This is a genomic window from Streptomyces sp. NBC_01426 (assembly GCF_036231985.1).
GTDB lineage: Bacteria > Actinomycetota > Actinomycetes > Streptomycetales > Streptomycetaceae > Streptomyces.
The window spans coordinates 2,402,657-2,415,850 of sequence record NZ_CP109500.1; the positions used below are offsets into that span (position 1 = coordinate 2,402,657).

Below are 13,194 nucleotides of genomic sequence, written 5' to 3' on the forward strand. Positions count from 1 at the left end.
ACCGGTGCGCACGCCGGTGGACGCGCGTGCCCACCCCTTCACCCGTTCGTGTCGCCGCCGCCGGCAGTGCTTTGACGCACCGCCAGACCTGACGTGCACCCAGGCGGGCCCGCACCGGGGCCCGCAGGGCCGGCGCCGTCAGCCCTGGGCGGGCAGTACCGCCGCTCCCCCGCCGGTCCCCGGTTCGAGCGCGTCCAGCGCTCTGCGCAGTCCGGTCAGCTTGCGTTCCAGGTGCGCCGCGGTCGCCACCACGGCGGCGTCGGCGGATTCCTCGCCGAGTTGCTTCGTCAGCGCCTCGGCCTGCTCCTCGACCGCCGCGAGCCGCGCGGAGAGCTCGGCCAGCAGTCCGGCCGTCTCCTTGCTGCCGTCGCCGTTGGTCCCGCCGCCCTCCAGCTGGAGTCGCAGCAGGGCCGCCTGCTCCCGCAGCTGGCAGTTCTTCGTGTACAGCTCCACGAAGACCGACACCTTGGCGCGCAGCACCCACGGGTCGAACGGTTTCGAGATGTAGTCGACCGCGCCCGCCGCGTAACCGCGGAAGGTGTGGTGCGGACCGTGATTGATCGCGGTGAGGAAGATGATCGGGATGTCCCGGGTCCGTTCCCGCCGCTTGATGTGCGCGGCCGTCTCGAAACCGTCCATTCCCGGCATCTGCACATCCAGCAGGATGACCGCGAAATCGTCCGTCAACAGCGCCTTGAGCGCTTCCTCCCCGGACGACGCCCGGACCAGTGTCTGATCGAGCGCGGAGAGGATGGCCTCCAGCGCCAGCAGATTCTCCGGCCGGTCGTCGACCAGGAGGATCTTGGCCTTCTGCACCATGCCCTGTCCTCCTCGCCCCGGCATGGGGCATCCCCGGCTCCGGGCACCGGTCTGTGCGCCGGGCTCCGCCCCAGAGGACGGCATCCTTGCGCCGTCCGTCCTTGTGCCGGTCATCGTAGCCCCAGTCCCGAGATCGCCACACCCTGTCACCAAGATGTCACTGTGCACGAAGCAGAAACGGTGTGGGAGAGCAGAAGGTTCCCCGCATCCCGTCCTCCCACACCGTTACGGCCACACTGAGTCAACAATTCATATCAGGGTTGTCGCCCAATGATCACTTTCCACGCATCCACTGCTCCATCACCGACAGCAGGTAATCGGGTTCAACCGGCTTGGTGACGTAGTCGGAAGCGCCGGAATCGATCGCCTTCTCCCGGTCGCCCTGCATCGCCTTCGCCGTCAGCGCGATGATCGGCAGACCCGCGAACTGCGGCATCCGCCGGATCGCCGAGGTCGTGGCGTACCCGTCCATCTCCGGCATCATGATGTCCATCAGCACGACCGTGACGTCGTCGTGCTGCTCCAGGACCTCGATGCCCTCCCGCCCGTTCTCCGCGTACAGCACCGACAGCCCGTGCTGTTCCAGGACGCTGGTCAACGCGAAGACGTTGCGCACGTCGTCGTCGACGATGAGCACCTTCTCGCCATGGAAGTCGTACTTCCGCGGCACCACCGGGAGTTCGTCCTCGGCGCCGCCCCAGCCGTCGTCGGCGCCCTGGGTGTCGGACTGCCCGGGAACCTTCGTCCGCGGCTCCAGGTCGCTCAGCGACTTGCGGCGCCGTCGGAACAGCGAGGCCGGGCCGCTCTGCTGCCCGCCCCCGCCCACCTCGGCCGCCGGCAGCGCCGGCCGGTCCTGGGCCTGCGGTGCGGGCGCGGGCGCCGCCGGCAGCGCCGGAGCGGGCCGCGCCTCCTCGACCGGCCTGCGGTACTCCCCGCGCGCGCCACCGGGCGCCGGCGGGGCGTACCCCTGCGGCGGCAGTTCGCTCGGGTGCAGCGGCAGGTACAGGGTGAAGGTCGACCCGCGGCCGGGCTCGCTGGCCGCGTGGATCTCACCGCCCAGCAGGCGGGCGATCTCCCGGCTGATGGACAGTCCGAGCCCCGTGCCTCCGTACTTCCTGCTGGTGGTGCCGTCCGCCTGCTTGAACGCCTCGAAGATCACCAGCATCTTGCTCGCCGCGATCCCGATCCCGGTGTCGGTCACCGAGAACGCGATCAGGTCCGCGTCCGCCTCGCGCAGCGATCCCGCCTCCAGCAACTGCTCCCGGATCGCCGTCGGCACGTCCGCGCCGGCGGGCCGGATCACCAGTTCCACCGCCCCGCCGTCGGTGAACTTCACCGCGTTGGACAGCAGGTTGCGCAACACCTGGAGCAACCGCTGCTCGTCGGTGTGCAGGGTCGCCGGGAGCTCCGGGGAGACCCGTACCGAGAAGTCCAGGCCCTTCTCCGCGGTCAGCGGCCGGAAGGTGGCCTCCACGTAGTCCACGAGCTGGACCAACGCGATCCGGGTCGGCGAGACGTCCATCTTCCCGGCCTCGACCTTCGACAGGTCGAGGATGTCGTTGATCAGTTGCAGCAGGTCGGAACCCGCGCCGTGGATGGTCTCCGCGAACTCCACCTGCTTCGGCGACAGGTTCTCGTCCGCGTTGTCCGCCAGCAGCTTCGCCAGGATCAACAGGGAGTTGAGCGGGGTCCGCAGCTCGTGCGACATGTTCGCCAGGAACTCGGACTTGTACCGCATCGACACCGCGAGCTGCTCGGCGCGCTCCTCCAGGACCTGCCGGGCCTCCTCGATCTCGGTGTTCTTCACCTCGATGTCGCGGTTCTGCTGGGCCAGCAGCTCCGCCTTCTCCTCCAACTCGGCGTTCGCCGCCTGGAGCGCCTTCTGCCGGTTCTCCAACTCGTCGGAGCGCTCTCGCAGTTGCTCGGTCATCTCCTGCGACTGCTTCAGCAGCATCTCCGTCTTGGAGTTGACGCTGATGGTGTTGACACTCGTGCCGATCATCTCGGCGATCTGGCTCAGGAAGTCCTTCTGGATCTGCGTGAACGGGGTGAAGGAGGCCAGCTCGATCACACCGAGCACCTTCCCCTCGAACAGCACCGGCAGCACGATCACGTGCGCCGGCGGCGCCTCGCCCAGACCCGAGGAGATCTTCAGGTAGCCGGGCGGGGTGTTCTCGACGAGGATCGTCCGCTTCTCCTCCGCGACCGTCCCGATCAACCCCTCCCCCGGCCGGAAGGAGATCGGCATCAGGCCGCCCGCGTACGCGTAACTCCCGCGCATCCGCAGCTCGTACGAGCCGTCCGCGCCGCCCTCCGTCCCGATCTCGGTGGTCCCCCCGGCCGGCAGCGCCAGGAAGAAGGCGCCGTGCTGCGCGGAGACCACCGGGGTCAGTTCGCTCATGATCAGCGAAGCCACGTCGTCCAGCTCCCGGCGCCCCTGCATCAGCGCCGAGATCCGGGCCAGGTTGCCCTTGAGCCAGTCCTGCTCCTTGTTGGCCAAGGTGGTGTCGCGCAGGTTCACGATCATCGTGTTGATGTTGTCCTGGAGGACCTGGATCTCACCGGCCGCGTCCACGTCGACCTTCAGGCTCAGGTCCCCGCGGGTCACCGCGGTGGCCACGGCCGCGATCGCCCGCACCTGCCGGGTCAGGTTCCCGGCCATCTCGTTCACGGACTCGGTCAGGTCCCGCCAGGTGCCGTCCACGTCGCGCACGCGCGCCTGGCCGCCGAGGATGCCCTCGGTGCCCACCTCACGGGCGACCCGGGTCACCTGGTCGGCGAAGGAGGACAGCTGGTCGACCATCGTGTTGATGGTCGTCTTGAGCTCCAGGATCTCGCCCCGGGCATCGATGTCGATCTTCTTGGTCATGTCGCCCTTGGCGATGGCGGTCGTGACCATGGCGATCTGCCGTACCTGACCGGTGAGGTTGGACGCCATGAAGTTCACCGAGTCGGTGAGGTCCTTCCACGTCCCCGATACGCCGGGCACGTGCGCCTGGCCGCCCAGCCGCCCCTCGGTGCCCACCTCGCGGGCCACCCGCGTCACCTCGTCGGCGAACGAGGACAGCGTCTTGACCATCGTGTTCACGGTGTCCGCGAGCTGCGCGACCTCGCCGCGCGCCTCGACCGTGACCTTCTTCGTCAGATCGCCGTTGGCGACCGCCGCCGAGACCTGCGCGATCCCGCGCACCTGCGCCGTCAGGTTCCCGGCCATGGTGTTGACGTTGTCGCTGAGGTCCTTCCAGATGCCGGTCACGCCCCGCACCCGGGCCTGGCCGCCGAGGATGCCCTCGGTGCCCACCTCGCGCGCCACCCGCGTCACCTGCTCCGCGAAGGAGGACAGCTGGTCCACCATCGTGTTCACGGTGGTGACGAGCTCCAGGATCTCGCCCTTGGCATCGACCGTGATCTTCTTCGACAGGTCGCCCATGGCGACCGCCGTGGTCACCTCGGCGATGTTGCGCACCTGCGAGGTCAGGTTGTTCGCCATGAAGTTGACGGACTGCGTGAGGTCCTTCCAGGTGCCCGAGACACCCTTCACCTCCGCCTGGCCGCCGAGGATGCCCTCCGTGCCCACCTCGCGGGCGACGCGGGTCACCTGCTCCGCAAAGTTGGAGAGCTGGTCGACCATCGTGTTGAGGGTGTTCTTCAGCTCCAGGATCTCGCCCCGGGCGTCCACGTCGATCTTCTGCGACAGATCACCGCGCGCCACCGCCGTGGCGACCTGCGCGATGTTGCGCACCTGCGAGGTCAGGTTCCCGGCCATGCCGTTCACCGAGTCGGTCAGGTCGCGCCACACGCCGGCCACGCCGGGCACCTGCGCCTGACCGCCGAGCCGGCCCTCGGTGCCCACGTCCCGGGCCACCCGGGTCACCTGCTCCGCGAACGCCGAGAGCTGGTCGACCATCGTGTTGATGGTGTTCTTCAGCTCCAGGATCTCGCCCCGGGCGTCCACGTCGATCTTCTGCGACAGATCACCGCGCGCCACCGCCGTGGTCACCTGGGCGATCTGCCGCACCTGGGACGTGAGGTTGCCGGCCATGAAGTTGACCGAGTCGGTGAGTTCCTTCCAGGTGCCGGACACCCCCTCGACCCGCGCCTGACCGCCGAGCCGGCCCTCCGTGCCCACGTCCCGCGCCATCCGCGTGACCTGGTCCGCGAACGAGGACAGCTGGTCCACCATCGTGTTCACGGTGTTCTTCAGCTGGAGCATCTCGCCGGAGACGTCCACGGTGACCTTCTGCGACAGGTCGCCGTTGGCCACCGCCGTCGTCACCTGGGCGATGTTGCGGACCTGCCCGGTGAGGTTGCGGAAGGCGGTGTTCACCGAGTCGGTGAGGTCCTTCCACGTACCCGCGGCACCCGGCACCTGCGCCTGACCGCCCAGCTCGCCCTCCACGCCGACCTCACGGGCCACACGCGTCACTTCCGCGCCGAAGGACTGGAGCTGGTCCACCATCGTGTTGACGGTGTTCTTCAACTCCAGCATCTCGCCGGCCACGTCGACCGTGACCTTCTGCGACAGATCGCCGTTGGCCACCGCCGTCGTCACCGTCGCGATGTCCCGCACCTGCGTGGTGAGGTTGCGGAAGACCGTGTTCACCGAGTCGGTGAGGTCCTTCCACGTACCCGCGGCACCCGGCACCTGCGCCTGACCGCCGAGCGTTCCCTTGGCCCCGACCTCGCTGGCCACGCGTGTGACCTCGTCGGCGAAGGTCCGCAGCGTCTCGGTCATCTGGTTGATCGTTTCGGCCAGCTGCGCCACCTCGCCGCGCGCGCTGACCCGCACCTTCTGCGACAGGTCGCCGTTCGCGACCGCCGTCGTCACCTGGGCGATCCCCCGCACCTGGGCGGTCAGGTTCCCCGCCATCGTGTTGACGGAGTCGGTCAGGTCCTTCCACACGCCCGCGACCCCGGGCACCTTCGCCTGGCCACCGAGCTCGCCCTCGGTGCCCACCTCGCGGGCGACGCGGGTCACCTCGGAGGAGAACGACGACAGCTGGTCCACCATCGTGTTCACGGTGTTCTTCAGCTGGAGCATCTCGCCGGCCACGTGCACGGTGACCTTGCGCGACAGGTCGCCCTTCGCGACCGCCGTCGTGACGAGAGCAATGTCACGCACCTGGGCGGTGAGCCGGTACGCCATCGTGTTGACGGAATCGGTCAGGTCCTTCCAGGACCCGGACATCCCGCGCACCTGGGCCTGACCACCGAGCTTGCCCTCGGTGCCCACCTCCAGCGCCACACGGGTCACCTCGTCGGTGAACGCGGACAGCTGGTCGACCAGGTTGTTGACCGTGCGCCCGACCTTGAGGAACTCCCCGCGCAGCGGATGCCCGGCCCCGTCGGCCGTCTGCGTCCGCAACTCCATCCGCTGGTCCAGGTCGCCCTCGGCCACCGCCGACAGCACCCGACCCACCTCGGACACCGGCCGGGCCAGGTCGTCGACCAACTGGTTCGAGGCGTCGATCGCGGCCGCCCAGGAGCCCTCACAGGCGCCTGTTTCCAGCCGTTCGCTGAGCTTCCCCTCGCGGCCCACCATGCGCCGGACCCGGGACAGCTCCCCGGTCAGGTGCAGATTCCGGTCGGCGACCTCGTTGTAGACGGCGGCGATCTCCGCCATCACGCCCTCGCCGGACACCGTCAGCCGCTTGCGGAAGTTCCCGTCCCGCATCGACACCAGGGCCGTGAGCAGCCTGTTCAGAGCGGCGGTATCGACTTCCGTCGTACCGCTGCGCCGGGAGCGTCCCCCCTTGGGGCGCGTTCCCGTACGCCGCACCGCTGCGCCAGACTCCACCGTGTCCCTCCCGAAAGGGTCGACCACTGTTCCACCGGATTTCCGAACAACCACAACCCGGCTCTTCTATCCACAACCCGGCTGTTCAAGCCTGCCCAGTGTTTCACCCTGTCCGAACCAGGCCATAACACTTCGGCACCATCGCACACCGGCCGTACCCTGCGAGTGGAATCCAGGACGACGGCACCATGGGAACCGCGAAGGTAAGTAACCTGGCACCCGATGTCCAACCGCGTCGAAGGAGTCTTGTGATCACGGCACGGGCGGCTGCCAGTTTCGATCCTCTAGGGCGTTCGGTCGCCGCTGCCCGCGCGTTCGTCCGCGACACCCTCCACGGCTGGGGCTTCGCGGACATCGTCGACGACGCGGTGGTGCTCACCAGCGAACTCGTGACCAACGCCGTGGTCCACGCCGGGACCCGGGCCGAGGTCCTGTGCCTGCGCGCCGAGGACGGCGTGCGCGTCGAGGTCGCCGACAGATACCCGGAGCGTGAACTCCCGCTCCAGCACCCCGGAGAGCGCCCGTACGCCGATCCCGACCGCGAGAACGGCCGCGGCCTCATGTTGTGCGCCGCCCTCGCCACCCGGTGGGGAGTCGAGTACACGGCCACGCACAAGCACGTGTGGTTCCGGCTGGACCTCCCGGACCGTCCGGTCGGTACCCGATCCGCAGGGCCCGTGGTCCCCGATCAGCTGCTGCCGCTCGCGGACAGCCGGGTCCGTGTCGCCGTCCTCCAGGTCGACGCCGCCGACACCGTCTCCGCGTGGAACGAGGACGCCGAGCACATCTTCGGGCATCCCTCCGAGAAGGCCGTCGGGCGCCCGCTCGCCGAGCTCGCGGCCTGGCCGCAGACTCCCGGCACGGGTACGGGTATCGCCGAGGCCCTGCGGCTGTCCCGCTGGGAGGGCAGTTACGGGATCCGCGGCGCCGACGGTCGTGTCATCCCCGTCTACGCCTCGCACTTGCGGGTCCGTGACGCCCACGGCGAACCGTCCATCGTCTGTCTGCTCGTGCACGACGACGAACGCGCCCTGCTCCAGAGCCCCTTGCGCGTCCCTTCCGACGGCGCCCAGCTCAACGAGCCGCGACTGCCGGACCCCTTCGAGATGTTCATCGGTTCACCGGCCCCCGACGACCTCGACGGACTGCTCCAGCGCACTGTCGAACGCGCCCGCGACATGCTCGACGCGGATGCGGCGTTCCTGCTGCTCGCGACCGACGACGAAACGGAGTTGGAGGTCCGTGCCACCACCGGACTCCCTTCGACCCGTCAGCGGTTCGCCCGTGTTCCGGTCGAGGCGGGCACCAACCGGTACGGTTCGGCCCGCATGCCTGCCGTCCATGACGACCTTTCTGCGGTCCCGGGCGCCGTCCCGCTGCTGGAGGCCACCGGCATGCGGTCGGTGGTCACCGTCCCGCTCAAGGTCGAAGGACGGCTGACCGGTTCGCTGGGCGTGGCCACCGAGTACCCGGGCCGCTACTCCAACGAGGACGCCCTGCGGCTGCAGTTCGCCGCGGACCGGATCGCCCTCGCCGTGGAATCGGCCCGCCTGGGCGAACTCGAGCGTCTGCGTCGCGGTTCCCTCTCCTTCCTCGTCGAGGCCTCCGACCTGCTGGCCGGCACCCTCGACCGGGACCAGACCCTGGCCCTCATGGCCCAGATGACGGTTCCGACCCTGGCGACCTGGTGCGCCGTCTACACGATCGCCGACCAGACCTCCGATCCGTACCTCTCGTACGTGCTCCACGAGGACGAGGAACGCATCGACGGGCTCAAGGACCTGCTCTCGCAGGTCAGTCCGCCCGAGCCGGTCCGTGAGGCGGGTGCCCGGCCGTGGCCCGATGCGTCCTTGACGGTGGGCGGCGAAACGGTCGTCCTGCCCCTGCTGGCCCGCAACCGTGTCATCGGGATGCTCACGCTCGGCCGGCCGAGCGAGGAACACTTCCGTCAGGAGATCCTCGAACTCGCCGACGACCTGTCCCGCAGGGCGGCTCTCGCCCTGGACAACGCGCGCCTGTACTCCGAGCGCACCGCCATCAGCCGTTCCCTCCAGCGCAGTCTCCTGCCGCCCGGCTCCCCGGCGATCCCCGGTATGGAGGTCGAGGTCATCTACCGTGCGGCGGGCGAGGGCAACGAGGTCGGCGGTGACTTCTACGACGTCTTCCCGATCCGCCCCGGCGTGTACGGCTTCGCCATCGGTGACGTCTGCGGTACCGGCCCGGAGGCGGCCGCGGTCACGGGTCTCGCCCGGCACGCCCTGCGCCTCCTGGCCCGCGAGGGCCTGGGCGGCCCGGCCGTCCTGGAGCGCCTGAACGCGGCCATCCTCGACGAGGGCGCCCGCAGCCGCTTCCTCACCCTGCTGTACGGGGAACTCCATCCCCAGCCCAATGGCGGCGCCTTGATGAAGGTGGTCTGCGCGGGTCATCCGCTGCCGCTGCGCCTGCGCCCGAACGGCGAGGTCACCCCCGCCGCGGACCCGCAGCCGCTGCTCGGTGTCATGGACGACCTGGAGCTCTACGAGCAGACCCTCACGCTGGATCCGGGGGATGTCCTCCTCTGTGTCACGGACGGCATCACCGAGCGCCGCGAGGGGACGCGCATGCTCGGCGACGACGGCCTCACCGAGGTCCTCACCACGTGTACGGGTCTCACCGCGGGCGCGGTGGCCTCACGTGTCCTGCGTGCCGTGGAACGCTTCGCCGCCGAGCCCGCCTCGGACGACATGGCCATCCTCACCTTCCGGGTACCGCAGCAGCGCGAAGGCGAGTGACGTTCTTTCCCCCTGTCAGGGCCGGCCCGTTCCACGGCGCCGGCCCTGTTTGCGTCCGACACCCGGAGTACGGCACCCGGCGAAAGGCCTCGGGAACGCAAAAAGGCCCCCGCCATGAGGCGGGGGCCTTTTTGATTGAGCCCTTTAACGGAATCGAACCGTTGACCTTCTCCTTACCATGGAGACGCTCTACCGACTGAGCTAAAAGGGCGGGTTGTTCGGCGGCGTCCTACTCTCCCACAGGGTCCCCCCTGCAGTACCATCGGCGCTGAAAGGCTTAGCTTCCGGGTTCGGAATGTAAACCGGGCGTTTCCCTAACGCTATGACCACCGAAACACTATGAAGTTAACCAACCGGATATGAACACAGTTCGTTACTTCAGAACTAACACAGTGGACGCGAGCAACTGAGGACAAGCCCTCGGCCTATTAGTACCAGTCAGCTCCACCCGTTACCGGGCTTCCACATCTGGCCTATCAACCCAGTCGTCTACTGGGAGCCTTACCCTCTCAAGGAGGTGGGAATACTCATCTTGAAGCAGGCTTCCCGCTTAGATGCTTTCAGCGGTTATCCCTCCCGAACGTAGCCAACCAGCCATGCCCTTGGCAGGACAACTGGCACACCAGAGGTTCGTCCGTCCCGGTCCTCTCGTACTAGGGACAGCCCTTCTCAATATTCCTACGCGCACAGCGGATAGGGACCGAACTGTCTCACGACGTTCTAAACCCAGCTCGCGTACCGCTTTAATGGGCGAACAGCCCAACCCTTGGGACCGACTCCAGCCCCAGGATGCGACGAGCCGACATCGAGGTGCCAAACCATCCCGTCGATATGGACTCTTGGGGAAGATCAGCCTGTTATCCCCGGGGTACCTTTTATCCGTTGAGCGACGGCGCTTCCACAAGCCACCGCCGGATCACTAGTCCCGACTTTCGTCCCTGCTCGACCCGTCGGTCTCACAGTCAAGCTCCCTTGTGCACTTACACTCAACACCTGATTGCCAACCAGGCTGAGGGAACCTTTGGGCGCCTCCGTTACTCTTTGGGAGGCAACCGCCCCAGTTAAACTACCCATCAGACACTGTCCCTGATCCGGATCACGGACCGAGGTTAGACATCCAGCACGACCAGAGTGGTATTTCAACGGCGACTCCACAACCACTGGCGTGGCTGCTTCAAAGTCTCCCACCTATCCTACACAAGCCGAACCGAACACCAATATCAAACTATAGTAAAGGTCCCGGGGTCTTTCCGTCCTGCTGCGCGAAACGAGCATCTTTACTCGTAGTGCAATTTCACCGGGCCTATGGTTGAGACAGTCGAGAAGTCGTTACGCCATTCGTGCAGGTCGGAACTTACCCGACAAGGAATTTCGCTACCTTAGGATGGTTATAGTTACCACCGCCGTTTACTGGCGCTTAAGTTCTCAGCTTCGCACGCCCGAAAGCGCACTAACCGGTCCCCTTAACGTTCCAGCACCGGGCAGGCGTCAGTCCGTATACATCGCCTTACGGCTTCGCACGGACCTGTGTTTTTAGTAAACAGTCGCTTCTCGCTGGTCTCTGCGGCCACCCCCAGCTCAAGCAGCAAGTGCTATCACCGGTGATGGCCCCCCTTCTCCCGAAGTTACGGGGGCATTTTGCCGAGTTCCTTAACCATAGTTCACCCGAACGCCTCGGTATTCTCTACCTGACCACCTGAGTCGGTTTAGGGTACGGGCCGCCATGAAACTCGCTAGAGGCTTTTCTCGACAGCATAGGATCATCCACTTCACCACAATCGGCTCGGCATCAGGTCTCAGCCTTAATGAGGGACGGATTTGCCTACCCCTCGGCCTACACCCTTACCCCGGGACTACCACCGCCCGGGTTGGACTACCTTCCTGCGTCACCCCATCGCTTACCTACTACCACCTTGGGCCGGCGGCTCCACCACTTTCCTTTCCCCGAAGGGTCCGGAACGGCTTCACGGCCTTAGCATTAGAGGATTCGATATTGGGCGTTTCAAAGCGGGTACCGGAATATCAACCGGTTGTCCATCGACTACGCCTGTCGGCCTCGCCTTAGGTCCCGACTTACCCTGGGCAGATCAGCTTGACCCAGGAACCCTTAGTCAATCGGCGCACACGTTTCTCACGTGTGTATCGCTACTCATGCCTGCATTCTCACTCGTGAACCGTCCACAACTAGCTTCCGCTGCTGCTTCACCCGGCACACGACGCTCCCCTACCCATCCCAGCCCCCGTTGGGGGTATGTGCTGGAATGACACGACTTCGGCGGTACGCTTGAGCCCCGCTACATTGTCGGCGCGGAATCACTTGACCAGTGAGCTATTACGCACTCTTTCAAGGGTGGCTGCTTCTAAGCCAACCTCCTGGTTGTCTCTGCGACTCCACATCCTTTCCCACTTAGCGTACGCTTGGGGGCCTTAGTCGATGCTCTGGGCTGTTTCCCTCTCGACCATGGAGCTTATCCCCCACAGTCTCACTGCCGTGCTCTCACTTACCGGCATTCGGAGTTTGGCTAAGGTCAGTAACCCGGTAGGGCCCATCGCCTATCCAGTGCTCTACCTCCGGCAAGAAACACACGACGCTGCACCTAAATGCATTTCGGGGAGAACCAGCTATCACGGAGTTTGATTGGCCTTTCACCCCTAACCACAGGTCATCCCCCAGGTTTTCAACCCTGGTGGGTTCGGTCCTCCACGAAGTCTTACCTCCGCTTCAACCTGCCCATGGCTAGATCACTCCGCTTCGGGTCTAGAGCGTGCAACTCAATCGCCCTATTCGGACTCGCTTTCGCTACGGCTTCCCCACACGGGTTAACCTCGCTACACACCGCTAACTCGCAGGCTCATTCTTCAAAAGGCACGCAGTCACGACTGTATGTGCAAGCACATACAGCGACGCTCCCACGGCTTGTAGGCACACGGTTTCAGGTACTATTTCACTCCGCTCCCGCGGTACTTTTCACCATTCCCTCACGGTACTATCCGCTATCGGTCACCAGGGAATATTTAGGCTTAGCGGGTGGTCCCGCCAGATTCACACGGGATTTCTCGGGCCCCGTGCTACTTGGGAGATTCTTAAGCAAGCCGCTGATGTTTCGTCTACGGGGGTCTTACCCTCTACGCCGGACCTTTCGCATGTCCTTCGACTACATCAACGGTTTCTGACTCGCCGACCGGCCGGCAGACCGATCAAAAGAATTCCCACAACCCCGCATGCGCAACCCCTGCCGGGTATCACACGCATACGGTTTGGCCTCATCCGGTTTCGCTCGCCACTACTCCCGGAATCACGGTTGTTTTCTCTTCCTGAGGGTACTGAGATGTTTCACTTCCCCTCGTTCCCTCCACACTGCCTATGTGTTCAGCAGTGGGTGACAGCCCATGACGACTGCCGGGTTTCCCCATTCGGACACCCCCGGATCAAAGCTCAGTTGGCAGCTCCCCGGGGCCTATCGCGGCCTCTCACGTCCTTCATCGGTTCCTGGTGCCAAGGCATCCACCGTGTGCCCTTAAAAACTTGGCCACAGATGCTCGCGTCCACTGTGTAGTTCTCAAGCAACGACCAGTCACCCATCACCCTGATCCATACAGATCAAGTTCACTGGGGCCGGCATCGCGAAGATACAACCTTACGGCCGTACCCTCAGATACCCAACAACGTGCCAGGCACGACCCTCCGCCACCATCACCGCTTTCCACGCCCGAGGGCAGTACTTGCAGGATGTATTGGAAGACCGTGCCAAATAATCAACGTTCCACCCATGAGCTGACCGTGCAGAACATTTGTCTGCAATCGGT

3 protein-coding genes, 1 tRNA gene and 2 rRNA genes are annotated in these 13,194 nt (G+C 65.7%); 1 reads left to right on the forward strand and 5 read right to left on the reverse strand.

Going from position 1 to position 13,194, the window contains the following annotated elements:
- Window positions 1-138: 138 nt before the first annotated feature.
- Window positions 139-819 (reverse strand): response regulator, encoded by a 681-nt coding sequence (locus OG906_RS10350; RefSeq protein WP_053682241.1) that lies wholly within the window; start codon window positions 817-819, stop codon window positions 139-141.
- 274 nt (window positions 820-1,093) lie between these two features.
- Window positions 1,094-6,616, reverse strand: a complete 5,523-nt coding sequence (locus OG906_RS10355; RefSeq protein WP_329441990.1) for a HAMP domain-containing protein — start codon at window positions 6,614-6,616, stop codon at window positions 1,094-1,096.
- Window positions 6,617-6,804: 188 nt separating this feature from the next.
- Here OG906_RS10355 and OG906_RS10360 point away from each other — a divergent pair, with 188 nt between their 5' ends.
- Window positions 6,805-9,387 carry a SpoIIE family protein phosphatase gene (locus OG906_RS10360; protein WP_329441992.1) on the forward strand — a complete coding sequence of 861 codons (2,583 nt, stop codon included), beginning with the start codon at window positions 6,805-6,807 and terminating at the stop codon, window positions 9,385-9,387.
- Between the two features lie 138 nt (window positions 9,388-9,525).
- Here OG906_RS10360 and OG906_RS10365 read toward each other — a convergent pair.
- From OG906_RS10365 to OG906_RS10375, 3 genes are all read right to left on the reverse strand, one after another.
- Window positions 9,526-9,598, reverse strand: a tRNA-Thr gene (locus tag OG906_RS10365).
- Window positions 9,599-9,603: 5 nt separating this feature from the next.
- Window positions 9,604-9,721 (reverse strand): 5S ribosomal RNA (gene rrf / locus OG906_RS10370).
- A 74-nt stretch (window positions 9,722-9,795) separates the two neighbouring features.
- A 23S ribosomal RNA gene (locus tag OG906_RS10375) occupies window positions 9,796-12,919 on the reverse strand.
- Between the last annotated feature and the right edge of the window lie 275 nt (window positions 12,920-13,194).

What these genes read in the sequence shown, in the direction of transcription:
- OG906_RS10360 (WP_329441992.1), top strand. Translation starts at nt 6,805, where the DNA reads ATGGGAACCGCGAAGGTAAGTAACCTGGCACCCGATGTCCAACCGCGT.
- OG906_RS10350 (WP_053682241.1), bottom strand. Translation starts at nt 819, where the DNA reads ATGGTGCAGAAGGCCAAGATCCTCCTGGTCGACGACCGGCCGGAGAAT.